Annotated in this window: 24 protein-coding genes and 1 pseudogene; 13 read left to right on the top strand and 12 right to left on the bottom strand. The window is 62.4% G+C overall.

The genetic code is table 11. The features are described from left to right. The first annotated feature begins 295 nt into the window (after positions 1 to 295). From BN1127_RS14405 to BN1127_RS14415, 3 genes are all read left to right on the top strand, one after another. A complete protein-coding gene (locus tag BN1127_RS14405; RefSeq protein ID WP_005330489.1) occupies positions 296 to 634 on the top strand; it encodes a DUF2956 domain-containing protein in 339 nt (112 codons plus the stop codon). Between the two features lie 117 nt (positions 635 to 751). Further along, positions 752 to 1,087, top strand: coding sequence for a hypothetical protein (locus tag BN1127_RS14410; RefSeq protein WP_005330490.1), 336 nt, complete (start codon positions 752 to 754; stop codon positions 1,085 to 1,087). Positions 1,088 to 1,200: 113 nt separating this feature from the next. Continuing rightward, complete coding sequence (locus BN1127_RS14415; protein WP_005330492.1) at positions 1,201 to 2,064, top strand: tetratricopeptide repeat protein; 864 nt, start codon at positions 1,201 to 1,203, stop codon at positions 2,062 to 2,064. 201 nt (positions 2,065 to 2,265) lie between these two features. Here the strand turns inward: BN1127_RS14415 and BN1127_RS14420 are convergent, their stop codons facing one another. Beyond that, positions 2,266 to 3,672: a sigma-54-dependent transcriptional regulator gene (locus BN1127_RS14420; protein ID WP_041207072.1), complete on the bottom strand. Its 1,407-nt coding sequence runs from the start codon at positions 3,670 to 3,672 to the stop codon at positions 2,266 to 2,268. Positions 3,673 to 3,819: 147 nt separating this feature from the next. Then, positions 3,820 to 4,626: an FKBP-type peptidyl-prolyl cis-trans isomerase gene (gene fkpA / locus BN1127_RS14425; RefSeq protein WP_041207073.1), complete on the bottom strand. Its 807-nt coding sequence runs from the start codon at positions 4,624 to 4,626 to the stop codon at positions 3,820 to 3,822. Between the two features lie 119 nt (positions 4,627 to 4,745). Between fkpA and BN1127_RS14430 the strand changes: the two genes are divergently transcribed. Both BN1127_RS14430 and BN1127_RS14435 read left to right on the top strand, forming a co-directional pair. Beyond that, positions 4,746 to 5,714 carry a WD40 repeat domain-containing protein gene (locus tag BN1127_RS14430; protein WP_005330498.1) on the top strand — a complete coding sequence of 323 codons (969 nt, stop codon included), beginning with the start codon at positions 4,746 to 4,748 and terminating at the stop codon, positions 5,712 to 5,714. A gap of 14 nt (positions 5,715 to 5,728) precedes the next feature. Next, positions 5,729 to 5,944 (top strand): SlyX family protein, encoded by a 216-nt coding sequence (locus tag BN1127_RS14435; RefSeq protein WP_005330500.1) that lies wholly within the window; start codon positions 5,729 to 5,731, stop codon positions 5,942 to 5,944. A gap of 59 nt (positions 5,945 to 6,003) precedes the next feature. Here BN1127_RS14435 and BN1127_RS14440 read toward each other — a convergent pair whose 3' ends face one another. Together BN1127_RS14440 and BN1127_RS14445 are read right to left on the bottom strand one after the other, a co-directional pair. Next, complete coding sequence (locus BN1127_RS14440) at positions 6,004 to 6,636, bottom strand: FKBP-type peptidyl-prolyl cis-trans isomerase (RefSeq protein WP_005330502.1); 633 nt, start codon at positions 6,634 to 6,636, stop codon at positions 6,004 to 6,006. A 223-nt stretch (positions 6,637 to 6,859) separates the two neighbouring features. Further along, entirely contained in the window at positions 6,860 to 7,066 is a 207-nt protein-coding gene (locus tag BN1127_RS14445) for a YheV family putative zinc ribbon protein (protein WP_005330503.1), read from the bottom strand. Positions 7,067 to 7,105: 39 nt separating this feature from the next. Here BN1127_RS14445 and BN1127_RS14450 point away from each other — a divergent pair, with 39 nt between their 5' ends. From BN1127_RS14450 to BN1127_RS14460, 3 genes are all read left to right on the top strand, one after another. Next, positions 7,106 to 7,795: a hypothetical protein gene (locus tag BN1127_RS14450; protein WP_005330505.1), complete on the top strand. Its 690-nt coding sequence runs from the start codon at positions 7,106 to 7,108 to the stop codon at positions 7,793 to 7,795. Between the two features lie 152 nt (positions 7,796 to 7,947). After that, positions 7,948 to 8,847 (top strand): chemotaxis protein CheV, encoded by a 900-nt coding sequence (locus tag BN1127_RS14455; protein WP_005330506.1) that lies wholly within the window; start codon positions 7,948 to 7,950, stop codon positions 8,845 to 8,847. A 55-nt stretch (positions 8,848 to 8,902) separates the two neighbouring features. Next, the gene (locus BN1127_RS14460; protein WP_005330507.1) at positions 8,903 to 9,886 is read left to right on the top strand and encodes a hydrolase; all 984 of its coding nucleotides are present in this window, start codon (positions 8,903 to 8,905) and stop codon (positions 9,884 to 9,886) included. On the opposite strand, the gene BN1127_RS22840 is transcribed toward BN1127_RS14460, so the two are convergent. From BN1127_RS22840 to BN1127_RS22850, 3 genes and pseudogenes are all read right to left on the bottom strand, one after another. Then, the gene (locus tag BN1127_RS22840) at positions 9,868 to 10,392 is read right to left on the bottom strand and encodes a diguanylate cyclase (protein WP_231557494.1); all 525 of its coding nucleotides are present in this window, start codon (positions 10,390 to 10,392) and stop codon (positions 9,868 to 9,870) included. The genes BN1127_RS14460 and BN1127_RS22840 overlap by 19 nt on opposite strands. Continuing rightward, positions 10,347 to 10,873: pseudogene (locus tag BN1127_RS22845) on the bottom strand (membrane-associated sensor domain-containing protein). The gene BN1127_RS22840 and the pseudogene BN1127_RS22845 overlap by 46 nt, the downstream one beginning before the upstream one ends. Beyond that, the gene (locus BN1127_RS22850) at positions 10,821 to 11,027 is read right to left on the bottom strand and encodes a hypothetical protein (protein WP_081805769.1); all 207 of its coding nucleotides are present in this window, start codon (positions 11,025 to 11,027) and stop codon (positions 10,821 to 10,823) included. The pseudogene BN1127_RS22845 and the gene BN1127_RS22850 overlap by 53 nt, the downstream one beginning before the upstream one ends. 89 nt (positions 11,028 to 11,116) lie before the next feature. Between BN1127_RS22850 and BN1127_RS14470 the strand changes: the two genes are divergently transcribed. The 3 genes from BN1127_RS14470 (at position 11,117) to BN1127_RS14480 (ending at position 13,043) form a co-directional block, all read left to right on the top strand. After that, complete coding sequence (locus BN1127_RS14470; RefSeq protein WP_041206316.1) at positions 11,117 to 11,362, top strand: YheU family protein; 246 nt, start codon at positions 11,117 to 11,119, stop codon at positions 11,360 to 11,362. Positions 11,363 to 11,624: 262 nt separating this feature from the next. Beyond that, positions 11,625 to 12,494 carry a phosphoribulokinase gene (locus BN1127_RS14475; protein WP_005330514.1) on the top strand — a complete coding sequence of 290 codons (870 nt, stop codon included), beginning with the start codon at positions 11,625 to 11,627 and terminating at the stop codon, positions 12,492 to 12,494. Positions 12,495 to 12,509: 15 nt separating this feature from the next. After that, on the top strand, positions 12,510 to 13,043 hold the full coding sequence (locus BN1127_RS14480; protein ID WP_041206317.1) for a DUF4136 domain-containing protein: 534 nt from the start codon (positions 12,510 to 12,512) through the stop codon (positions 13,041 to 13,043). A gap of 72 nt (positions 13,044 to 13,115) precedes the next feature. Here the strand turns inward: BN1127_RS14480 and BN1127_RS14485 are convergent, their stop codons facing one another. Both BN1127_RS14485 and BN1127_RS22450 read right to left on the bottom strand, forming a co-directional pair. After that, entirely contained in the window at positions 13,116 to 13,415 is a 300-nt protein-coding gene (locus tag BN1127_RS14485; RefSeq protein ID WP_005330517.1) for a hypothetical protein, read from the bottom strand. Between the two features lie 48 nt (positions 13,416 to 13,463). After that, on the bottom strand, positions 13,464 to 13,868 hold the full coding sequence (locus BN1127_RS22450) for an OsmC family protein (RefSeq protein ID WP_041206318.1): 405 nt from the start codon (positions 13,866 to 13,868) through the stop codon (positions 13,464 to 13,466). 371 nt (positions 13,869 to 14,239) lie between these two features. Between BN1127_RS22450 and crp the strand changes: the two genes are divergently transcribed. Then, positions 14,240 to 14,878, top strand: coding sequence for a cAMP-activated global transcriptional regulator CRP (crp, locus tag BN1127_RS14495; protein WP_025328082.1), 639 nt, complete (start codon positions 14,240 to 14,242; stop codon positions 14,876 to 14,878). A gap of 122 nt (positions 14,879 to 15,000) precedes the next feature. Beyond that, on the top strand, positions 15,001 to 15,801 hold the full coding sequence (locus tag BN1127_RS14500; RefSeq protein WP_005330524.1) for a putative RNA methyltransferase: 801 nt from the start codon (positions 15,001 to 15,003) through the stop codon (positions 15,799 to 15,801). A 47-nt stretch (positions 15,802 to 15,848) separates the two neighbouring features. On the opposite strand, the gene BN1127_RS14505 is transcribed toward BN1127_RS14500, so the two are convergent. From BN1127_RS14505 to BN1127_RS14515, 3 genes are all read right to left on the bottom strand, one after another. Continuing rightward, positions 15,849 to 18,215 carry a M66 family metalloprotease gene (locus BN1127_RS14505; protein ID WP_005330526.1) on the bottom strand — a complete coding sequence of 789 codons (2,367 nt, stop codon included), beginning with the start codon at positions 18,213 to 18,215 and terminating at the stop codon, positions 15,849 to 15,851. Between the two features lie 130 nt (positions 18,216 to 18,345). Then, positions 18,346 to 20,112, bottom strand: a complete 1,767-nt coding sequence (locus BN1127_RS14510; protein ID WP_042649925.1) for an immunoglobulin-like domain-containing protein — start codon at positions 20,110 to 20,112, stop codon at positions 18,346 to 18,348. A 121-nt stretch (positions 20,113 to 20,233) separates the two neighbouring features. Further along, positions 20,234 to 22,831 carry a glycosyl hydrolase family 18 protein gene (locus BN1127_RS14515; RefSeq protein ID WP_042649926.1) on the bottom strand — a complete coding sequence of 866 codons (2,598 nt, stop codon included), beginning with the start codon at positions 22,829 to 22,831 and terminating at the stop codon, positions 20,234 to 20,236. Positions 22,832 to 22,863 lie beyond the last annotated feature (32 nt).

Here is a 22,863-nt window from a genome sequence, read left to right on the forward strand (position 1 = left end):
GTCGATTTAGCGGCGCTTACCTTCCTTTGACAAATTTATAATTCATTTCCATATCACCTTGTTATTTTGTTATTGGGCAACCCGGTCTCGAGTCGGTCCGTAATATAACAAACAACATGTGACGCTTTTTCATCAGTGACTCACAAATTCCGCCAAATGTGATCACCAGCGCAACCTGTTTCCTCATATTCCCATCCCCTCCTGCCCTGTCGCGCCATTTCGCCCGCAGGGATGGCAGCCGGTCGGAGACAGTTGTGGCATACTTCCCGCCAATCGATGCCAAGGAGACTCGTGAATGGCAAAGTACGACAAGATTTCCCCCGAGACCCAGCAGGAGGCGATGAAGGTAGCCCGCGCCAACCAGAAGCCGGGGCAGACCAAGGAACAGACCCAGTTGATCGCCCAGGGAATCCAGAAGGGTATAGATGAATACAAGAAGCAGATGAAGGCGCGAGCCCGGGAGGCGAGCCGCCAGAAGAAGTTGCAGGCCAGGGCGAAGCAGCCACAACAGGGCGAGCATGAAGAAGAGAGCGAGATCGACGTGATCGAGGTCTCTCGCCAGCACCCGTTGCCATGGGTATTGCTGGTACTGAGCTGGCTGGTGTTTGGCTGTGCCTGGATCTGGCTGCGCTGATCCCTTGCCTGGCAAACCTTTGCCCTGGGATCGGCCTCACAGCCCGGGGCCGGCGCGCTGGTCATCCCTCGCCCCTGCTGCTTACACTCTTCCCCCCGTTGTCTGGAGACCCCCATCATGAATCCGGCCCCCCTCTATCTGCTGGCCCCCCTTGCCCTCTTTATCGTGACCCTGGTGCTCTATCGCATCTCCCCGCTGCGAGCGGTCGCCGCCGGCAACGCTCGCTGGTTTATCCTGCCAGCCTTCACCCTCTTCATCCTGCTCATCGTCATCAATGGGGCGGCAGACCCGAGCCTGCGCAGCCCCGGCTTTCACTGGCTGATGCCGGGGCTTGGCTTCGCGCTCTGCCTGTTCCCGGCGCTGCCCAAGGCGCTGGTGCCGCGCCTAGCCATCAAGGAGGGGGCCTTCGCCGCCCTGGGCCTGATGCTGATGAGCCTGGCCATGGTCTACTGATTTCGTTTACACGATCTTTTTCATGATCTGAGGGGCGCCCTGTGACGGGCGCCCCTTGTACAACCAATGGACGATAGGCATCTTGGTGACAGAGTAACCAGCCAGGAGGCCAGATGGACAATCCGCCCGATTTCATGGCGCAGTGGGATTATCAGGATCCCGCCGCCACTGCCCTGCGTTTTCGACGCCTGCTCGAAGAGGCGCAGGACGACCTGCAATACGAGCTGGAGCTGCTCACCCAAATCGCCCGCACCCACTCCCTGCAGCGTCAGTTTGCACAGGCCCACCAGCTGCTCGACGAGATAGAACCCCGCCTCACCGACGCCACCCCGCGAGCACGGCTGCGCGCCTTGCTGGAACGGGGGCGGACATTCAACTCGGCCGGCGATAAGGCCAGCGCCAGGACGCTGTTCGAGCAGGGGTGGCAACTCGGGCTCAAGCTGGGGGAGACTGGGCTCGCCATAGACGCGGCCCACATGGTGGCCATCGCCGCCCCGCTGGAGGAGCAGAGCCGCTGGCATCAACTGGCGATGACCCTGGCCGAACGCAGTGCCGACGATAAGGTGCGCGGCTGGCTGCCCAGCCTCTACAACAATCAGGGCTGGACCCTGTTCGAGCTGGGACGCCTCGATGAAGCCAGAGCCTGCCAGCAAAAATGCCTGGCCTGGCACCAGCAGCACAACAATCAGGCCAAGGCCTTTATCGCCCGCTGGAGCCTGGCACGGCTGAGCCGGGCCCAGGGCCTGCACGAACAGGCGATGGCCGAGCTGAGCCAGCTGAAAGCCGACATGGCCGAGGCCAGCGCGCCGGAAGATGGCTACCTGTTCGAGGAACTGGGGGAGAACGGCCTGATGCTGGACGATCCGGCCGCCCCCGAATACTTCGCCCGCGCCTGGTTCCTGCTCTCGCGGGATGGCTGGCTACAGGCCAACGAGACGGAGCGGCTGGCCAGACTCAAGCGCCTCGCCAAGCTCTGACGGCGGGCCGCAAAAAGAGCGGGCGGCTCACGCCGCCCGTCACTCAGGCCAAGCCCCCCTCTTCCCGACTCTGCCTCTTGCGACAGATAAGGGAAGGCCCGAGCCCAGCTGCACTTAAGCCTCAAGCCAAGCTGGCCTCTTCCCACCCCTGCTTCTTGCGATAAATGAGGGAGTGAAGGGGTGATCTTCAACCTCGCGGCCTTAAGCCAGGCTCGCCTCTTCCCAACCCTGCTTCTTGCGATAAATAGTCGAGGGGCTGATCTCCAGCAGCGCCGCCGCCTTGGGGATGTTGCCGTCACAGCTGGCGATGGCCTGCTCGATGGCCTCCTTCTCCACCAGCCAGAGCGGGCGCACCGGCAGAGCGGTCTGCACGGGCTCGGCCAGGATCTCGTGGGTCGCCTCAACAGCAGCAGGCACCGCAAGCGCACGGCCGCCGTTGAGCGGCGGTGGCAGTATATCCTTGCTCACCAGTTCGCGATCGTTGAGCACCACTATGTTGCGCACCACGTTCTGCAGCTCGCGCACATTGCCGGGCCAGGGGTAGTCGAGCAATATCCGCACAGTGTCGGCATCGAAATCCTTGAAGCGCTTGTGCTCCTCCTTGGCATATCGCAGCAGGAGGTCGCGCGCCAGCAGCAGTATGTCTTCGCCGCGCTCCCGCAGTGGCGGCAGGGAGAGCGGGATCACGTGCAGACGGTAGTAAAGATCCTCACGAAAACGCCCCGCCTTGACCTCCACCAGGGGATCCCGGTTGGTGGCGCAGACGAAGCGCACGTCCACCGACTCCACCTTGCCGCTGCCGACCCGCTGCAGGGTACCGGTCTGGATGAAGCGCAGCAGCTTGCTCTGCAGGTCGAGATCCATCTCGCAGATCTCGTCGAGGAACAGGGTGCCACCGTCCGCCAGGCTGGCCGCCCCCTTGCGATCCCCCTGGGCGCCGGTGAACGATCCCTTCACATGACCGAAGATCTCGCTCTCCATCAGATCGTGGGGAATGGCGGCGCAGTTGAGCGCGATGAAGGACTGACCCCGGCGCGGACTGCACTGGTGGATGGCCTCGGCACACACCTCCTTGCCGGTGCCGCTCTCCCCCGTGATGAACACGGTCGCCTTGCTCGGCGCCGCGCTCTCTATGATGCGATAGACAGCCTGCATCGCCATGGAGGCGCCGATGAAGCCCGCAAAAGAGCTGCGCTCGAAGTTCTCCCGATACTGGGCCACCAGCGAGCTGAGCTGCTGGTGCTTGAGGGCGTTGCGCGCCGTGGCACACAGCCGCTTGCCATCGAACGGCTTGGTCAGGAAATCGAAGGCACCGCAGCGCATCGCCTCCACCGCCACGTCCACCGAGCCGTGGGCGGTGATCACCACCACCGAGCAGGGCAGTTGCTGCTCGGTGATCTGCTGCAGTATGGCCATGCCGGGCATGTCCGGCAGTTCGAGGTCGAGCAGCACCACGGGGGGCGGGCTGGCCAGCAACTGCGCCAGTGCCTGCTGACCGCAATCGGCCAGCACTACGTCATAGCCATCCTGAACCAGGTACTGCTCATAGACGACGGCCAGACTGCGGGTATCTTCCACCAGCAGGACACGGGGTTTGCTTTCCGCCACGAGATCCATCCTTGCGATTGATTTTGTTGTCTATTCTGGGGGTTAGACGCCATAGACTCAAGACGGGCTCTCAGCTTTCTCCCGTCACCCGCGACGCCACACAAGCAAAAACGGCTCCCTGGGGAGCCGTTTTCATGCGTTTACCGCTTATTTCTTCGCGTCGTCGCCTTCGGCGGTCGGCTTTTCGATGGCCAGCAGCTCGACGTCAAATACCAGCACGGCGTTGGCCGGGATGGAGCCTGCACCGTGCTCGCCATAGGCCAGCTTGGACGGCAGGAAGAACTTGAACTTGGAACCGACCGGCATCAGCTGCACGCCTTCGGTCCAGCCCGGGATCACCTGGTTCAGCGGGAAGGTGGCCGGCTCGCCGCGATCGACGGAGCTGTCGAACTTGGTGCCATCGGTCAGGGTACCGGTGTAGTGCACCTTGACGATGTCGGTGGCCTTCGGCTTGGCGCCGTCACCCAGCTTCTCGACCTGATACTGCAGGCCGGATTCGGTGCTCTTCACGCCCTCTTTCTTGGCGTTGGCGGCCAGATACTCTTCACCCTTCTTCAGGTTTTCCACCGCATCCTTGTCGGCCTTGGCCTTGGTCAACTCGTTGATCTTGGCGTCGTATTCCTGCAGGACCTTCTGGATCTCCTCGTCAGTCATGCCAGCTTCCTTGCCCAGACCGTCGGTCACCCCCTTGAGGATGACGCTGTTGTCCAGCTTGATGCCGAGCTCCTGCTGACGCTCCAGAGTATTGGCGATATAACGACCCATGGAGAGGCCGATCGCATAGCCGGATTGCTCTTCAAAGCTCTTGGCTGCTGCCTTGGGAGCCTCTGCCGGCTTGCTGGCTTCTGCCTTGACCTCTGCGGTATTCGCAGCAGGCTTCTCATCTTTTTGGCAAGCAGTCAGACCCACGGCAACGGCCGCAGCCAACAGGGACACCTTCAGAAAATTGTTCATCAGTTTCTCCAAAACTCTAAATACCGCTCTCGGTTCCTTCGTGAAATGAGAGGTTTATCGTGATAAGCGCCTTATACTAACGCCGTGATCGCAGGTAACGAAAGCATGAGACAGGAAAAATGATCAAAAGTGCCATTTATCTCATCGGTATTTGCCTGATGCTGACGGGGTGCGAACAGAGCTCACTTCCCGGCCAGCAGATCCGCCTCGCCAACCAGGGCTTGCTGAGTGCGGATCTCGCCAGTTCCGGCAAGCTGGCCATCGTCTCCAGCCTGGGCCAGGGCACAGTGGTGTGGGATCTGGAACAGGGCAAGGAGCGCTGGCGCTGGCGTCAGAGCGATGATCAGGAGGAGTTCGTCACCCTCACCCGCTTCTCCCCGGACGACAGCCACGCCATCACCGCCACCCAACTCACCTTTGCCATTTGGCGCCTGCAAGATGGTCGATCTCAAGGCTACTATTCCCTTCCTGAATCCAGCCTGAGGGATGCGGCGCTCTCGGCCGATGGTCGTCTAGTGCTGATCGGCCGCGAAGATGGCAAGGCGGAGCTGGTGGATACCCGTACCGGGCGCAGGCTGCAGTTCCTCGGCCACACCGAGCAGGTCAACACGGTGGATCTCTCCGCCAATGGCCACTACGCCCTCACCGGCGGCAACGATTACAGCGCCTATCTGTGGGATACCCGCAGCGGCCAGGTGGTGTGGCGTTTCAACCACGGCGGCCGGGTGGTGATGGCAAGGCTGGATCCGGCGGGGCGCTTCGCCTTCACCGCCGACAGCCGCCAGGCCAGCATCTGGGATCTCAAGACTGGCAAGGAGGTGAGCCGGCTGCAGTTCGCGCACCGTTTCGAGGTCTACACCAGCGCGCGCTTTGCCAACGACGGCAACTGGCTCATCACCGGCGCCCCCTCACGCCAGCTCTCCCTGTGGCGGGTGAGCGATGGCAGTCTGCTGCAAAGCTGGCGCGTCTCTCCTCATCCCAAGGTGAAACCACCGAGCGCTGTGGTCTATGGCGTGGCTTTGCGCGACAATGGCCACCTCGTCAGCGCCAGCTCCAGTGGCCTGGCCGAAATCTGGACTATCAAGTAAGGACCAAAAGGCCCATGAGTCAGCAAGTTAACGATCGTCTCGAGACCCTGGAAAGCCGTCTCGCCTATGCCGAATACACGGTGGAGCAGCTCAACGAAGAGGTCACCACCCAGGGCCGTGAACTCGACCGGCTCAAGCATCAGATCCAGCTACTGGTAGACAAGCTGCAGAGCGTGCAGCCGAGCCAGATAGCCAGCATGGCCGAAGAGACGCCGCCGCCGCACTACTGAGTGCACCGCCATAAAAAAACCCGCACGCAGCGGGTTTTTTCATCTTGCCAGTCGGCAGATCAGTGGTGATGGCCCTTGCCACCGCAACCACCGCCGCCACAGCAACCGCCATGACCCTGCTCGTCGCCGTGGTCGTGACCGTGATCGTGGCCGTGACCGCCGCAGCAACCGCCGTGGTCATGGTCGTGATCGTGACCGTGGTCATGGCCATGATCGTGACCGCAGCCACCGGCACCGTGCACGTGGCCGTGAGCCAGCTCTTCGGCGGTCGCGGCACGCACGTCCTTGATCTCGACCTTGAAGCCCAGGGTCACACCGGCCAGCGGATGGTTGCCATCCACCTTGATGAACTCTTCGGAGACTTCGATGACGGTCACCGGACGGTGGCCATCGTCGGTCTCAGCCACAAAAGTATCCCCTTCAGACACTTCCATGCCATCGAACAGCTCGCCGGGCACTTCTTGCACCAGGTTCTCGTCATACTCGCCATAGGCCTGGCTCGGCGTCAGGGTGACGTCGAACGCCTCGCCCACACTGCGGCCTTCCAGCTCGGCTTCGAGGCCGGAGACCAGATAACGGGTACCGTGCAGATACACCAGAGGCTCTTTACCGACAGTGGTGTCGATGACTTCACCGTGTTCGTCGGTGACCGTGTATTCCAGCGTAACCACGCTCAGGGGAGCTACTTTCATGTCAGGGATCCTGCGGATAGAAAAAAACGGGCCCAGAATACCTTAAAAAGGTGGCCAAGCATATGATCTGCCCCGCTCCGCCATGCTGAAAAAGTCAGCAGTCCAGAACGAGCCTTGCCCTACCCCGGGTATTATCAAGAGGCCCCTCACTGGAGACGAAACACCTTTATCAGCGGTTCAGCCTCCCGGATGACCCGGTCCACCCAGGCCATCCGGCGGTAGGTCATTCGGGACGAAAGACGCCTATGACCTGTTCGGCCTCGCGGGTCGCCTTGTCCACCTCGGCCAGGGTCTGCACCTGGGTATCCCCGCAGTCGACACAGGTCACCTTCTCGACTCCATGCTCCATATACAGCATCATGGTGTCCATCTTGCCGCACGCCGGGCAAACCGCACCGGCAATGAAGCGCTTTTTACGTCTGGTTTCCATTTTTGTTACCTCCAGGCAGCATCATATCAGGGTTTTTACATGCATCACGCCATCGAATATCAGCATTTTTCTACTCCTTGCCTGCAGGTCGGCCCCCGCAAACGCTCCCCCCTGGGTCAGCTGCTGCGCGTCACCCGAGGTGCGGCGCTGCTGAGACTCGGCTCCCATGAGCTGTTGCTGACGGCGGGCAGCCACTTCTGGCTGTGCGCCGATGCCCTCGCCGCCTTCTCTCCCCTGGCGGGTTGTCAGCATGATTTGCTGACCTGCTCGGTGCGGGTGGCGCAACCGGCCCAGGCTGGCTGGTTGCAACCCACCCCGCTGATGGACGCCCTGCTGGACAGTCTGGCCAGCTGGTCCAGGCCCCGTGACTGGCAAGAGGCCTATGGCCACCGGCTGCGGGTCATCGGGGACGAGTTGCAGGCGTGTGCCATCCTGGCGCAGACAGATCAGCCGCTGCAGGCCGCCTGGCGCGCCCTGACCGGTCAGTCTGAGGGCAGCACCGCGGCCTGGCAGGCTTGCCTCGCCCAGCGGGGTATCGAGGATCCCGCCCTGGCAGCAGATGCGCTCGGTGCCCAGTGGCAGCTGCTGCAGGGGGTACGCCTGCTCAGAAGTGGCAGCAAGCCGGCCCAGGTCGTGGCAAAGCTCGGCTACCGGGATGAACAGGCCCTGGCGCAGGCGTGCCAGCACTGGCTCTGGCTGACGCTGGAGGCGGTGGCCTCCGCCCAGTGAACCGGACGAGAAAATAAATGAGGGTGGCAGGGTCCAGTTTTACGACTCGCGGTCGCTAATAACCGTTAATAACAACGGCATCATCCTGGTCACCACCCTCTATGCTGAACACCAGATTGACCGTCACCGATTAGATCAACAGGACATCCGCCATGACGAGCAAGGCCAACCAATCCCAGGGCATGTTGCTGTTTCACCTCTCAGCCAGGCAATCCTTCGCCATCGGCACCCTCAAGGTGAAGGAGATAGTCCCCTACACCCAGCTCACCGCCTTGCCCCATTCGCACCCGACCGTGCTCGGGGCGGCCAGCATGCGGGGCACCACCATCCCCGTGATCGACATGGCGATGGCGGTGGGCTATCGCCCCATCAGCCGGGAGGAGATGCCCAGCTGCTTCATCATCATCACGGATTGCCGCCGCACCCTGGTGGGCTTCCTGGTGCGCGGCATCGACAAGATCACCGAGTGCAACTGGCGTGACATCGAGCCGCCTCCCCCTTCCCTCGGTCAGAACGTCTTCGTCACCGGGGTGACCAAGGTGGGGGATCAGCTGATCCAGCTGCTGGACGTGGAGCTGATCCTGTCCCGGGTCTATCCGGACGATCCCAGCCACCTCTACCCCGTGCTGACCGATGTGCAGCGCGAGCGGCTCAAGCCGATGCGGATCCTGCTGGTGGACGACTCCTCCGTCGCCCGCCGCCAGCTGATGGCGGCCCTCGATTACATCAACATTCCCTACGAGGTGTGCACCAACGGGCGCGACGCCCTTAGCCTGATGCAGGCCAGGGTCGCTCAGGGCAGCCGGATCGACATCCTGGTAAGCGACATCGAGATGCCGGGGCTGGACGGCTACGAGCTGGCCTTCGAGGTACAGAGCGATCCCAGACTGGCGGAGGCTTACATCATCCTGCACACCTCCCTCTCCAGCGAGATCAGCGTGGAGCGTGCCCATCAGGTCGGCGCCCACGAGGCGCTGACCAAGTTTGAAGCCAACGAGCTGATCCAGGCGATGCTGCGCGGCGCCGAACACCACGATCGCCTGCCCGCCTGACACCGCGGCGGGCCATGGGCCCGCCGCCTGTTTCCTCTTCTCCCCGAGTTGTTGCATGCTGACAGAAAGCCACTTCCACGCCCCCTGGTGGGCTCGCAATGCCCACCTGCAAACCATCTTGCCGAAGTGGCTGCGCCGCTCGCCGGCACGCTTCACCCCGGAACGGTTCGAACTCGCGGATGGAGACTTCGTCGATCTCGCCTGGAGTGGGGCCATCAGCCCGGATGAGCGGCCGCTGCTGGTGCTGTTTCACGGCCTGGAGGGCAGCATTCACTCCCACTATGCCAAGGGACTGTTTGCCCATCTGCAGCGGCAAGGGAACGACGCCGTGTTGATGCATTTTCGGGGGTGCAGCGGCGAGCCGAACCGGCTGCTGCGAGCCTACCACTCCGGCGCCATCGAGGATGCAGAGGCGGTGATCGCCGAGCTGGGTCGCCGTTTTCCCGGCAAGCCACTGATCGCCATCGGTTATTCTCTGGGGGGCAACATGCTGGTCAATCTGCTGGCGCGGGCTTGTCCGGATGAACTCACCGCCGCCGTGGTGATCTCGGCCCCCCTGCAACTGGCGAGCTGCGCCGACAGGGTCAATCAGGGATTCTCACGGGTGTATCAAAGCTACCTGCTGCGCACCATGCGAGCCAATCTGCAGAGCAAGATCCGCCATCAAGCCGCAGCCCAGTCCCGCTGGCAACCGGAGCAGGTCGACCGTATCGCCACCCTGCGCGACTTTGACGAGCAGGTCACGGCCCCGCTCCATGGCTTCGACAGCGCCGATCACTACTATCAGACCTGCTCCGGCCTTGGCCTGCTGGCGCGCATCCCCATCCCGACCCTGGTGATCCATGCCGCCGACGACCCCTTCATGACGCAGGCCGTGATCCCCACACCGGAACAGCTTTCCCCCCTGGTGCGCTACGAGCTGAGCCGGTGCGGTGGCCACGTGGGTTTCCTGCACGGTACCCCTTGGCGCCCCCGCTTCTGGCTGGAGGAGCGGATCAGCCAATGGCTGCGGGAGCAGACTCAGGATGCGAGTCGGTAGCCGTTGCGCCCCTCTTCCTTGGCCTGGTAGAGAGCACCATCGACCCGCTCGAGCAACATGACCAGGCTCTCTTCCTGACGCCATTGGGCAAACCCCTGGCTCAGGGTGAGATGGGGAGCCACATCTGAACCTTCGTGGGGCAACGCCCTGGTGGCCAGGGTAGAACGAATACGCTGCGCAACCCGTTCACCGGCGGCCAGATTTGTCTCCTGCAGCAACACCACGAACTCCTCACCACCATAGCGGGCCACCAGATCGCCGGGTTCGCGCACGCTCTCCTCCAGACATTCGGCCACCAGGATCAGGCACTCATCCCCCGCCTGATGACCGTAGCGGTCGTTGTATCGCTTGAAAAAATCCACATCCAGCAGGATCACCGTGAGCGGCACCTCCAGCGTTGTGCCCTGTGCGATGGCGTGCTTGCAGACCCGATCGAAATGACGGCGGTTGGCAAGCCCGGTCAGGGGATCCCGATGGGCCATGGCATCCATCTTGCGCGCCAGCACAGGTTGTCATACTCGCGCGACACCGCCAGCTCGAACCAGCGGTTGAGCATCCGCCGCCCCGTCTCCAGGATGATCAGCAAGCCCCCGACCGCCAGCCAGTGCACGGTGACGGAGGCACCATCACCCAGTGCTCCTCGAACAGCAGAAAGATCAGAGGCGGGGCACTCAGGCTATAGAAGACACGCCACTCGCAGTAGAAGGCGATCAGGGCCGTCAGCAGCAACAGGCTGACGATGTTGAATGCCAGGCTGAATCCCACGCTGAACTCGATGGGGGCAAGGGAATAGGCCATCAGAACCCAGGCCAGTCCCCACAACATGGCACAACCCCAAAGCCAGGGCTGCCATCGCGATGCTCCCTGGCGAGAGCACCAGCGCCAGACCAGGGGAGTCAGCACGCTGGCCAGGATCACCAGGCCTATCTGCCACTCATACCCCCAGGTACCCCCTGGGCAGTCCAGCGATCGCCACCTGCCGGACATCCTGATACATATAGAAGCGAGCCAGCAGATAGAGGATCGCCAGCTGGCTGATGGCCCAGAACCAGCGCAACCCCGCGCTCAGGGCGTGCCGACGCGCATCCTGAAGATGCTGGTCGACGTGACTGGTTGGGTGACGCTGTTCAACTGATGCCATGGAAACCCTCGCTCAGGTCCAGATAAACTCCTTGCGCTTGCCGGTCAGACACCGACAATATCCGCATCGCTATGACTGAAGATGAAATCATGATTATCCCTTGGCAAGAACTGGATCCAGATACCCTCAACAACCTGCTCGAGCATTTCGTGCTGCAAGAAGGCACCGAATACGGCGAGCAGGATGTCAGCCTGGCCGACAAGGTCGAGGAGGTCAGACAGCAATTACTACAAGGTAGTGCCGTGCTGGTCTACAGCGAGTTGCATGAAAGTGTCAACGTCGTGCCAAAGACGCATTTGAGCAATGCGCCCGCCGACGATCTCCGGCAGGATTGATCCACGATCTGAACGGCGTCAGGCTCAGCCACCCCGGGGTACAGGCGGGAGAATGCCACGCCGGAGAATGCGGTCACCTCATCCGCAGTCTGACGCGCTTCACACACAGTTATGTTATGCCCCCATTCGGCAATGTCAGCCCCGCCAGGGCGCCTGCACATGGAGGGCGACGGGGATCATGGTACAGCCGGGTCATGAAGGCGCACTTGACCGCACTTTGAACCTGCCCTTATAACGGAACTCCCAAGGAAGAGAGAATTCTATGTCGGCCAAGCATCCCATCATTGCGGTTACCGGTTCGTCCGGTGCCGGCACCTCCACCTCCACCAACGCCTTCCGCTCCATGTTCCACCAGCTCGGATACAAGGCAGCCGTGGTCGAGGGGGACAGTTTTCACCGCTATACCCGGCCCGAGATGGACGTGGCGATCCGCAAGGCGCGCGAGCAGGGGCGCCACATCAGCTACTTCGGCCCGGAGGCCAACGACTTCGGTCTGCTGGAATCCTTCTTCCAGGAGTACGGCCAGAGCGGCAGCGGCCAGTACAGACGCTACCTGCACAGCTTCGACGAGGCGGTCCCCTTCAACCAGATGCCGGGCACCTTCACCCCCTGGCAGGCGTTGCCGGGGGAGACAGACCTGCTGTTCTACGAAGGGCTGCACGGCGGCGTGGTGACCGGTGAACACAATGTGGCGCGGCACGTGGACTTTCTCATCGGCGTGGTGCCCATCGTCAACCTGGAGTGGATCCAGAAGCTCATTCGCGATACCTCTGAGCGCGGCCACTCCCGGGAGGCGGTGACCGACTCCATCGTCCGCTCCATGGATGACTACATCAACTTCATCACCCCGCAGTTCTCCCGCACCCACATCAACTTCCAGCGCGTGCCGACGGTGGATACCTCCAACCCCTTCAGCGCCAAGGTGATACCCAGCCTGGACGAGAGTATGCTGGTGATCCGGTTTCGGGGCATCAAGCAGGTGGACTTCCCCTACCTGCTGTCGATGATCGACGGGGCCTTCATGTCCAGAATGAACACCATAGTGGTGCCGGGGGGCAAGATGGGTTTCGCGATGGAGCTGATCCTGCGCCCCCTGATCCAGCAACTGTTAGAAACCGGCAAGATTACCTGAGCCAAGGAGCTTATGATGCGCGGTGCACTTCTCTCATTCACACTCGCAGCCCTGCTGGGCGGTTGCAGCGCGGGCCCTGCCGCCCCCACTGTCGAGACGGGGACCATGGTGGTACGCCCGGCAGACAACTGGCCCTACGGGGCGACGCCACGCTATGCGCTGGCAGAGCAGTTCCAGTACGCAGGCAACAGCGCATCAAGCTGGCTGGAGCCGGTGCAACGAGCCGTCACCCAGACGCTCGATGGCAAGGGTTGGCGCAGTGTGCCCCTGGATGAAGCCGACGTCTGGGTCGCCATCGGAGTGGCAGGCAGCCAGGACATGAGTGATGGGGAGATATTTTCCCGCCTCGGCATGACCCCAGGCCTGAATGCCGCCGCTGATGCGCGCAAGGGCACCCTGGCCATACTGCTGATCGACAGGCGCACCCAGCAAAGTGTCTGGAGCAGTGCCATCCAGCTCGCCAGCGACGTGCCCATCGCCGAGGATGCCCGCAGCCAGCTGAGCCAGCAGCTTGCCGCCCAGTTGCTGGGTTCCCTGCCCGCCCAGTGACCCTTACCCATAACAAAACGGCCTGCTTCAAGCAGGCCGTTTTGCATACACGCCGTTGCCACGGCATGGCGATTACTTCAGCTCGCAGGTCAGCTGGGTCACGCCACTCTTGATCAGGGTGGCCTGCTTGCCCTGTTGGGAGAAGGTGGTCACCCCATCGGAATAGCTGGCGGTCTCTTTGGGCGACTCGATGCGACCCAGCTTGTAATACACCCCGGCATAAGGGAACTGCACCATGTCGGCCTGGGCATCATAGGTGATGGCCAACAACTCTTCCCCGCATTGATACTGACTGTATTGATACTGGGTGGGCTGCGGCATGCTGCAGGCGGCCAGTCCGAACAGGGGAAGCAACATCATCATTTTTTTCATCGCACTTTCCTTATGTCATGGCGTTATCTACGGGACAAACTACAACTATCAAGCTTCAAGAATTTGATAACTATGGGTAATTTCTACCGCTTTTTCCAACATCAGGGACACTGAACAGTACTTTTCCATCGACAAGTCGACCGCGCGGGCCACCTGTTTCTCGGCCAAGCCCTTGCCGGTCACGACGAACTTGAGGTGGATCTTCTCGAACACCCGAGGCACCGAGTCGGCACGCTCCCCTTCCAGCTCCACATGGCAGGCGGTCACGCTCTGGCGCGCCTTCTCCAGAATGGAGACCACGTCGATGGAGCTGCACCCACCGACAGCCAGCAGGATCATCTCCATCGGGCTGGCACCTTCGCCCGGGTTGGCGCCGTCCAGCGTCACCTGATGACCGGACTCGCTCTCGCCCACAAACTTCATGCCTTCCACCCAGCTGACCTTGGCTTTCATCTCACTTTTCCTCTCAATGACGACGGTTCTGACGCCCATAGCATACCTCAAGCAGGGGTCGAGTGGCACATGCCCATCACCTTGCGCCACCCCCTGCTTCATGACCGTCTCACCCGGCACCGCGACTTGTTCCGAAACCACGGCAGACCCTGAAGGAAATAGATCGAAATCAACATCTCTCCCCCCCTTCTTGCCTAGAATGGCCCGAATGGCGCAGCAGATCGATGCACACAGATGGACAGCAAAGTCCCAAAGCCTTGTCAGCACAGACAAAGGCTCTTATTCTACTGCGACCAAAGACTAAGGAATGGCAAGCTTGGCAACTTGCCTGGACGCACAGTCCATAAAAATGACACTACAGAGGAAGTCTCATGATCATTGGCAAACCGCAAAGCGATCCCACCCTCGAGTGGTTCTTGTCGCATTGCCACATTCATAAGTATCCCGCCAAGAGCACCCTTATTCATGCCGGTGAAAAAGCGGAAACCCTCTACTACATCGTCAAGGGTACCGTCGCCGTCCTGATCAAGGATGACGAGGGCAAGGAGATGATCCTCTCCTACTTGAATCAGGGGGATTTCCTGGGCGAGATGGGAATGTTCGAAGAGAACGAGAATCCGGAGCGTTCCGCCTGGGTACGTGCCAAAGGTGCCTGTGAAGTCGCCGAGATCTCCTACAAGAAGTTCCGCCAGCTGATCCAGGTCAACCCGGACATTCTGTTGCGCCTCTCCGGCCAGATGGCCAAGCGCCTGCAGCACACCAGCCAGAAGGTCGGCAACCTCGCCTTCCTGGACGTGACCGGCCGGATTGCCCAGACCCTGCTGAACCTGGCCAAGCAGCCGGACGCCATGACCCACCCGGATGGCATGCAGATCAAGATCACCCGTCAGGAGATCGGCCAGATCGTCGGCTGCTCTCGCGAAACCGTCGGCCGCATCCTCAAGATGCTGGAAGAGCAAGAGCTCATCTCCGCCCACGGCAAGACCATAGTGGTGTTTGGCACCCGCTGACCGGGTTCCCTGACGGCTCAGCACAGGGCCGTTGGATAAAAAAGGCTGCCACGGCAGCCTTTTCTGATCGTCTCCCCTATAATCCCGCACGCCCTTCCCCGGCCTCAACCAAGCGAGTGTGTATGCATCTTCAATGTCCCCTGTGCCGCAGCCCCCTGCATCTTCATGAAGCCTCCCGCGGGGTCTATTGCGACAACAAGCACCATTTCGATCCGGCTCCGGAAGGTTATCTGGATCTCATTCCGGGCAAGAAGGATCCCAAGGACAGCGACAGCCGGGCCCTGCTGCGTGCCAAGCGCCGCTTCCTGGAGCAGGGACACCAGCTGCCCCTGGTGGAGGCCATGACAACCCTGCTGGCGCCGCTCGGCGAGCGCGAGCTGATCCATCTCGGCTGTGGTGAGGGGTACTACTGCCGCGCCCTGGCAGAACGCCTGCCGGGCTGGCAGTTTGGCGGCATCGATCTGGCCAAGAACGCCATCTTCGCCGCCAACAAGGCGCAACCCGACGGCCATTTCGTCATCGCCGATCCGGCCAAGGCACCGCTGCTGGCCGGCTCCGCCCAGGTGCTGCTGGTCAACGATCTCAAGATCAAGACAGAGCTGCTGGTCAGCCTGCTGACGCCGGGTGGCTACCTGCTCCACCTGCAACCCGGTCCGCGCCACCAGTGGCAACTGAGAGTCAGCCTCAACCCGGTGAGCATGGAGCACCCCCTCAGCTGGCCAGCCCTGGCCGGGCTAGTCCCCGTTGAGCGGCAACGCTGCCAGTTCTCCATGACCATGGATCAGGCTCTGCGCGCCCACGTGCTGGAAACCAGTCGCCTCGGCTGGCGTGCCGGCGGTGAGCAACGTCACGCCTTCACCCACCAGGGGCCGGACGAGCTGGAGCAGGATCTGCTGTTGAGCCTGTGGCAAAAACCCCTCTGAACCCCATGAAAAAAGGCCCGTACGGGCCTTTTTTTTATTGGCGTCTCTTACTCGAGAGGACGTCCGTTGACGGTGAAGGAGAGATCCGCCTCCGGTGCCGAGATGGGCCTCTGAACCAGGGTCTGGGCGGCGCAGATCACGGCGGCGTCCAATGGCTCGCTGGCCGTGGGCACGTTGACATGGAACTTGTTCATCACGTTGGCGTTCAGGCGATGATTGGCCAGCCGGAAGTGCAGCAGGCCTTCGCGGGTCTCCACCTGCAGTTGGCAATCCCCTGTCCCGGGCCGCTCGCCGTCATCACCATAGCTGAAGCCGTAGGCACCGTGCAGGGCCGGATAGAGGTAGCTCGGCAACAGCCCGCGAGGGTCGTAATACCCCACCAGGGTGGTCACCGGCACGCCGAATGCCTGCGGCTTGCGCGGAGTCCGTGGATCCACCACAGGCCCTTCGTTCCAGCGGCTGCCGTCCGAGGTGTAGCTCTTCTTGAAGCCACGGGAAACGGTGATCTGCTGGCCATTGACGAAGAGGGTGCTGTTGTAGCTGGCAGCGTGATCCACGGTCAGGATGCGCCCCGCATTCCCGGCTGCGGCTGGCGGCGCCTGGATGTTGCGCGTCCAGTTGCCATCCCACATGGCTACCTTGACCAGATCATATTCCGTCAGCAGGGCCGCCAGCTTTGCCTCGCTCAGATCGTTGATGGGCGCGCTGATCTGCTCCAGCTGCTCCACCCTGTGCTGGTAGGGCAGCATGGTGGCGGTGGCGGCATCCCACTTGCTAAACCCGGTCGGGGAAGCGGCATCGAACACCGCCTTGCTCTCGAGGAAGCGCTGGATGATGGCGGCCGAGTTCGGGGTATAGAGGGTGAAACGGTTGAAGCCGGAAAAGGGCGAGCCACCCGCCATGGCATCAAAACCGAACGAGTGGCCCTCGAAAGGTGCCTGGCACTGGCCGTCGAGACAGGCACTCTGACCGCTGCGGCTGGCGCCGAAGTTGGGGATGAAGCGATTGCGGTCCCCATCCCAGCCCCAGCTCGAATTGACCGCCTCCGCGCTGCGGTGTACGGATCCCAGGAAGCCGCCGACATAATGACCGAGACCATAGTTGTGGCCCACCTCGTGGCTGAATTCGTTGCCAAGGGAGTTGTCGAGCGTGACGATCCCGCCCCCGCCCGAGCCGCCGTGCACCTGGACCCCGTTGGCGTACTTGCCACGGCTGTTATGAGCCGCCAACTGGGCCACCACATAGGGATGGCTGCTCTCCCCCTCGCCGGCCGTGCTGTTGATGCCGTAGTTCGCGTTGTCTATCCCGTGGGAGATCAGCTCCTTGCCGATACGCTGGCGCATGGTGCCGGTGTGCCAGCCCCCCTCGCTCGGGTCAAAGTCGGTGAGCAGGGTGCCGTTTGGCAGCATCACCTCCGGCAGCGACAGGGGGGCATACTGGCTGACGATCAGCCGGCTGGTGGGCACCGTCTGGAAATATTCCCGGTGGGCCTCGGACTCCCTGGCGAAGGCAAACTGATTGCGGGGCGTGGTCAGCATGCCGATGTCGATGGTGTGGATGAGCAGCTCGCTCGGGGCCCCAACCTGCAGATCCACCAGTTCACCGCTCTGCGTCCCCTGACTCAATTGCAGGCTCAGGCCAGGCTGGATCCAGTCGGCTGGCAGCACGGCGCTCCAGGCGTCGGTCGCATAGCGGATGCCGTTGTTCTCGAGCTCCCCGTCCCTGATCCACTGGCCATTGACGAACTTGAACTGCAACGTCTGACCACGGGAGAGCGTCACCTGACGGCCACTGTAGCGCACCGTCGAGTTGTAGCCCGCATTGGAGCTTGCACGTACCATCTTGCCCTCCAGGGCGGCCCCCTCTGGCAGATAGATATCCCTGACCCAGCGGCCATCGGCGGTCTGCACCTCCACCAGTGCATGCTGCCCCAGGCGATCGCTCAGCAGGGCTGCCGTGGTGTCATTCAGCAGGGCCAGCTCGGCGCTGCTGCTGATGATAGTGGTGGTTCCCGCTCCCGGGGTGAAGTCGACCCCCTCCTCCGGCGAGCCATCGAGATAATAGGCCGTCTTCGGCAACTGCTCAGGCGGGTTGAGGGTGAGCGCCCCGAGCGTCTGCCCGGCGTCGTCTCGCGCCGTCACCGTCATCGGCACGCCGGTCTCGGCTTTCAGCGGCCTGACCAGCAGCAGGCTCTTGCGCAAGGCAGTCAACCTGGGCTGGCTGTCCCCCTCGGCGACATGGGCCGGCAGGATCTGGCTCTGGGCAAACTGGACCTGCGCCGCCAGCGTGCCTTGCAGATCGTTGGTCGGGGCCTGGGTATTGAAGGGCAAGGAGGGGGGAACCTGGACGGCGGCCAACAGGGGGCCACTCGCCAGGGCAGCCATGATCAGGCTGGCTAACGGTGTTTTTTTCATTGTTATGGTTCTCGTTGTGATGGGCATGTCCACATGCCCTGCTGTTGGAAGCCTGAAAGACGATCGGCACATCCGTCCACTGCACGTGACAGGGGCGGCCAGGCTAGTGCCGGGGCCGCCCCAGAGACGCTTACCGACTCGGCGTCGTCCCCTCGCGCACCCCGGGATCCCCCGCTGCGATGCGGGCATTCAGGGTCTGGTGGATAGTCCGCCACTGGGATGCGAAGAAGATCCCCTCCTGACGACCGGCGGTCATGAGGTTGCTGTTGCGATAGGGATCCGTGTTACCCGTGTGCCATAGCCCCAGGTTATGGCCCAGCTCGTGGGACAGGGTCAGAGACTGACCCAGCTCGGTGGCGTTGCCTGGGCAGGCCGCGCGATAACCCGCCCGGGGGGGCGCGTCGTCCGGCCCTATCCCCATGGACGAACCGGCCCCGGAGCCGCTGCAGGCTCGCGCCGGATCCTTGTAACTGCGGATCACATAGAGGTTGGAGAAGACCTGTCCCCGGTTCGGGATCCAGCCCTCATCGAAGGGCGCCTCCCGCTCGGAGCGATCCGCCTCGTAGGATTCGCCGTCACCGTCCCGGTCCCACTCGTGCACCAGAACGCCGTTGTCGATCCAGCTGAGCTGGAGGTTGTAAGGGGCGTAGCGGCGAGTGATATCGCGCTGGATCAACACGCCATCGTCCCACAGATGGGTCTGGGTCTCCCCCGGATAGGCGATGTAGCTGTAAGAGAGGGTCACCGCCTTGGGGGCAGTGATGACGAGGCGCACGAGATCGACCCACTCGCCGTTGGCCAGGATCGCCAGGTTGGTCTCCCCGGCCTGCAGCCCGCTCAGCACCAGCCGATCTTCACCATCCCCCGGCTGGACCTGGAGTGTCGCCAGAGCCGGATCCGTGATGACATAGCTCAACGCCTGAGCTTCGGCCCCCGGTAACCTGCGGACATGGAGTACCTCCCCGCCGCCGGCGCTGCTCAACAACTTTTCTTTGAGAGGGCGGCTCAGGCCGGGGTCGAACGCCAGCCGGTTGGCAGGATCCGGCAGTACCTGGGCATGAGGATAGAGTGCCTGCTCCTGCACCCCTTCGGCGCCAAGCCAGAACTGGCCCGCCTCATTACGCTTGAAACCCTGCCTGTCGCTACCGGCCAGATAGCGCAGGGTGAACTGGTAGTCCCGATCCGCCAGCACAGGGATGGGGGCACTGGGGGTGAAGGTGGTGCCACCGCTGAACGTCAGGGGACCGTCATAGAGCACCTCGCCACTGTCAGGATCCCTCAACAGGAGTGCGAACTGACGGTTGTTGCCACCCCAGTATCCCTCCTTCACCTGGAATGTGCGAATGGACAGCCTCTCTCCCAGCAGCGGCAGGCTGTCTCCATTGATACGGAAGGGGCGGCTCAGCGCGTCGCCAACCACCATGAAGAGAGTGTCGTTGATGACGGGACCCTCATCCCAGAGCGTCCCCAGCACAAGCACCCTGGCGGGCAACTCGCGCGCTGGATCATAAATGGTCACCGGCAACGAGAAGGTGGTGGTGATGCTCCCCCACCCCTTGAAACCATCCTCCGCGGGCAGACCATCGTCCTTGACCTGGTACTGGGCCACATAGCTGCCCGGCACCTGGGTATTGACCGTGCTTTTCTGGCTGATGCGAGCCGTGAGATCGCCATCCTCGGCATCCCAGGCCGTCAGCAGGGGGGAAAAGGTCGCCCCCAGTGGCAGCATCTGGGCAAAATTGTTGACCAGCCCCTCCTGGCTGTAGATCTGGGGCGCGCTGTTGTCCTTGCGAAATGCCCCCGTGGTACTGCTCTGCTGGGCCATCGCCAACGGCGCAAGCAGCACCCAGCCGAGCAGGGGAACACTCGCCCGCAACAGGGTGTGATGATTCTTCATGGGGTCTGTCCTTCATAGGGAATAAATGCTGAGGCATTCTTGTTGCGATTGCAGGGCCGTTGACCCTGTCAGTGAAAAAGGGTGAGAAGGGATGGGGCCAGGCCCCATCCCGGATGGCTTGTCAGTTACAGCTGGCCACCCCCTGATCCACCCAGACCGCGGCCTTGCCGGGTTCATCGCCCTTGGTCCAGTACTGGGCCTTCCACTTGCGCCCGTTGTGGTTGGTGAAGTCACCGGCGTTGTAGGCCACACCCGCGTTCCAGCCGAGCTGCACCGGGCTTATCAGCTTCCACTGATCCGCCGTCTGGCTTGGCTCGTTGCCCTGGGTCCAGTACTTGGCCTGCCACACCAGCTGGTTGTGGCTCACCTTGGTCTCGGCGTTGTAGACGGTGCTGGCGTTCCAGGCCGGCCAGTTGGCCGCCTCCGGATCGCTTGCCTCACAACCGCCACCGGTGCTGACCGGCTTGACGGTGAGGCGGGTAGCGGCACTGGCGTCAAGGGAACCGTCTGTGACCACCAGGGTCAGGTCATAAGCGGTGTCGCTGGTGACGCTCGGGCCCGTGACCACCAGGGTGGCACTGTCCTGGCCGGTGGCGGTAAGACCCGCTGGCAGGCTCCACTGATAGCTCAGGGTGTCACCGTTCGGATCGGATGCCGTGGCCTGGATGGTCACCTGCTTGCCGGACTCGACGCTGGCACTGGCCGGGACGCTGACCACGGGCGGCAGGTTGGGCTGCGGCGCCTTGTTGGTCACCACCACCTGATCCTTGGCGGTGAGGCCCTGATCGTCGGTGACGGTCAGCTCGAACACCAGGTTGACGTCGGCACTGACGGCGTCCAGCACCACGCGGGCCTTGGCCTGGGTGGCATCGAGCAGGCTGGCCTGGGGGCCAGAGACCTGCTTCCAGCTGTGGGTCAGCACCCCGTTTTCCGGATCATGGGAGGCGGAGCCGTTGAGAGTCACCTCGGTCGGGCCGGTGACACTCAGATCGCTGCCGGCATTGGCCAGTGGCGGCTTGTTCGCCGGCGGCAGGGTGCCCTCGCCATGGCCCAATCCCTCGTGCATAGCGTTGAGGATGTCGCCGTTGTCCGCATCTATCTCCCAGGCGAACAGGCCGCCGAGCTGGTTCGCCAGCACGTACTGCCCCTTGGCCTTGACCGAGCGATCGTTGTCGAAGCTGATGAGATCCCCGCTGCTGGCCTTGAACACATAGGGGGCCTCGGCCACCTCGTCATAGCCCTGCTCCCAGCCAGCGCCCATGCGGTTGTTGACGATGTCGCGGTAATCCACCACGCCGTTCTCCCAGGTGCCGGTTACCGGCCCGGTGGCGGTGCCGGTGAAGGGGTTGCCAGCCTGGTAGCCGTTCACCCCGGTCCAGCCACGACCATACATGGCGGCGCCGACCACTATCTTGCCCGGCGTCACACCCTGATCCAGCAGTGCCCTGACGCCCTTGTCGGTGGTGTACTTGGTGGCCGGATCCCAGCTGGATGCAAAGAGGTTGGTCTGGTGGGCCAGGTTGTTCAGGTCGAAGGCGCCACTGAAGTCGTAGCTCATCAGGAAGATGTGGTCCATGTACTGCTGGGCCGCCTGATAATCCACCTTGGCAATCTTGTCACCGCCGGCGCTGATGGCCGAAGTGAGCTCATACTGGCGCCCAGTCTCGGCCTCCAGTTCGTCGAGCATGGCGCGCAGCTCCTGCATCAGCACCACATAGGTGGCGCCATCGCTCGGGTTGCCCAGGCTGGGGTTGGCGCCCTGGCCGCCCGGGAACTCCCAGTCGATATCCACGCCGTCGAAGAACTTCCAGGTCTGCAGGAACTCCTTGACCGAGGCGACGAAGGTGTCGCGCTTGGTCTTGTCCCCCAGGAAGTAGAAGGGATCGGAGAGGGTCCACCCCCCGACCGAGGGCAGGATCTTGAGGTCAGGACGGGCCTGCTTGAGCGCCATCAGGTTGCCGAAGTTGCCCTTGTAGGGCTCATCCCAGGCGCTGAGGTTGCCCTGAGACATCTGGATCGCCGCCCAGGGATCGTGGATGGAGACCTTGAAGTCCTCGCGACCGGCACAGGAGCGCTGCAGCGCCTCGAAGCTGCCGGAGATCTCTTTGAGGCTGTCGTTGATGCCGTTGCCGCCGCAGATGGGGGTGAAGCCATAGAGGATGTGAGTCAGGTTCTGGGCCGGGATCTTGTCGACGGTGAACTTGCGACCATAGACCCCCCATTCCACGTAGTAGGCACCCACCACCTTGCCGGACTTGTTGGCGTAAGGCTTGTTGTTCTCTTGCAGCGGTGCATTGAGCGGCGCCAGATGGCTGCCGTCGGTATCGGCGACCACCAGTTCCTTCTTGTCGGAGAGCGTGCAGCCGTCGGCGTTGCACAGGGCCACCTGCATCTGGTAGCGCCCTCCCTTGGTCACCTTGAAGTTGGCGGTACCCGCAGCGGAAGCCGGACCTGACCACACCTCATTGCCATCGAGCAGCACCTTGGCGGTCTGACCCACGTCGCCGGACCAGAGGTTCCAGGTCACGCTGACCGGGGCACCATCCTTGTGGACGGTCACCAGCTGGTTGTAGGCCGAGGCGGATTGATTGACTTCGACGATGGCGAACTTGGTGGGGCCCGAGCCTATGGTGGGTTTGCCCGGGGCAGCGGCGAAGGCGGAGGTAGCACAGAGCCCCCCGACAAGGAGCGCCAGCAGGGAAAGTCTTGGACTTAACATATTTGAACTTCCTTATTTCGTTATTGGAATTA

The sequence above is a fragment of the Aeromonas media genome, from assembly GCF_000819985.1.
Classification (GTDB): domain Bacteria; phylum Pseudomonadota; class Gammaproteobacteria; order Enterobacterales; family Aeromonadaceae; genus Aeromonas; species Aeromonas media.

Excerpts from the sequence above, each read along its gene's own strand:
- crp (WP_025328082.1), top strand. The coding sequence starts at position 14,240 with ATGATCATTGGCAAACCGCAAAGCGATCCCACCCTCGAGTGGTTCTTG.
- BN1127_RS14405 (WP_005330489.1), top strand. The coding sequence starts at position 296 with ATGGCAAAGTACGACAAGATTTCCCCCGAGACCCAGCAGGAGGCGATG.
- BN1127_RS22850 (WP_081805769.1), bottom strand. The coding sequence starts at position 11,027 with ATGGCATCAGTTGAACAGCGTCACCCAACCAGTCACGTCGACCAGCAT.
- BN1127_RS14440 (WP_005330502.1), bottom strand. The coding sequence starts at position 6,636 with ATGAAAGTAGCTCCCCTGAGCGTGGTTACGCTGGAATACACGGTCACC.
- BN1127_RS14470 (WP_041206316.1), top strand. The coding sequence starts at position 11,117 with ATGATTATCCCTTGGCAAGAACTGGATCCAGATACCCTCAACAACCTG.
- BN1127_RS14445 (WP_005330503.1), bottom strand. The coding sequence starts at position 7,066 with ATGGAAACCAGACGTAAAAAGCGCTTCATTGCCGGTGCGGTTTGCCCG.
- BN1127_RS14450 (WP_005330505.1), top strand. The coding sequence starts at position 7,106 with ATGCATCACGCCATCGAATATCAGCATTTTTCTACTCCTTGCCTGCAG.
- BN1127_RS14435 (WP_005330500.1), top strand. The coding sequence starts at position 5,729 with ATGAGTCAGCAAGTTAACGATCGTCTCGAGACCCTGGAAAGCCGTCTC.
- fkpA (WP_041207073.1), bottom strand. The coding sequence starts at position 4,626 with ATGAACAATTTTCTGAAGGTGTCCCTGTTGGCTGCGGCCGTTGCCGTG.
- BN1127_RS14480 (WP_041206317.1), top strand. The coding sequence starts at position 12,510 with ATGCGCGGTGCACTTCTCTCATTCACACTCGCAGCCCTGCTGGGCGGT.
- BN1127_RS14455 (WP_005330506.1), top strand. The coding sequence starts at position 7,948 with ATGACGAGCAAGGCCAACCAATCCCAGGGCATGTTGCTGTTTCACCTC.
- BN1127_RS14430 (WP_005330498.1), top strand. The coding sequence starts at position 4,746 with ATGATCAAAAGTGCCATTTATCTCATCGGTATTTGCCTGATGCTGACG.
- BN1127_RS14415 (WP_005330492.1), top strand. The coding sequence starts at position 1,201 with ATGGACAATCCGCCCGATTTCATGGCGCAGTGGGATTATCAGGATCCC.
- BN1127_RS22450 (WP_041206318.1), bottom strand. The coding sequence starts at position 13,868 with ATGAAAGCCAAGGTCAGCTGGGTGGAAGGCATGAAGTTTGTGGGCGAG.
- BN1127_RS14485 (WP_005330517.1), bottom strand. The coding sequence starts at position 13,415 with ATGAAAAAAATGATGATGTTGCTTCCCCTGTTCGGACTGGCCGCCTGC.
- BN1127_RS14475 (WP_005330514.1), top strand. The coding sequence starts at position 11,625 with ATGTCGGCCAAGCATCCCATCATTGCGGTTACCGGTTCGTCCGGTGCC.
- BN1127_RS14510 (WP_042649925.1), bottom strand. The coding sequence starts at position 20,112 with ATGAAGAATCATCACACCCTGTTGCGGGCGAGTGTTCCCCTGCTCGGC.
- BN1127_RS14500 (WP_005330524.1), top strand. The coding sequence starts at position 15,001 with ATGCATCTTCAATGTCCCCTGTGCCGCAGCCCCCTGCATCTTCATGAA.
- BN1127_RS14505 (WP_005330526.1), bottom strand. The coding sequence starts at position 18,215 with ATGAAAAAAACACCGTTAGCCAGCCTGATCATGGCTGCCCTGGCGAGT.
- BN1127_RS14410 (WP_005330490.1), top strand. The coding sequence starts at position 752 with ATGAATCCGGCCCCCCTCTATCTGCTGGCCCCCCTTGCCCTCTTTATC.
- BN1127_RS14515 (WP_042649926.1), bottom strand. The coding sequence starts at position 22,831 with ATGTTAAGTCCAAGACTTTCCCTGCTGGCGCTCCTTGTCGGGGGGCTC.
- BN1127_RS14460 (WP_005330507.1), top strand. The coding sequence starts at position 8,903 with ATGCTGACAGAAAGCCACTTCCACGCCCCCTGGTGGGCTCGCAATGCC.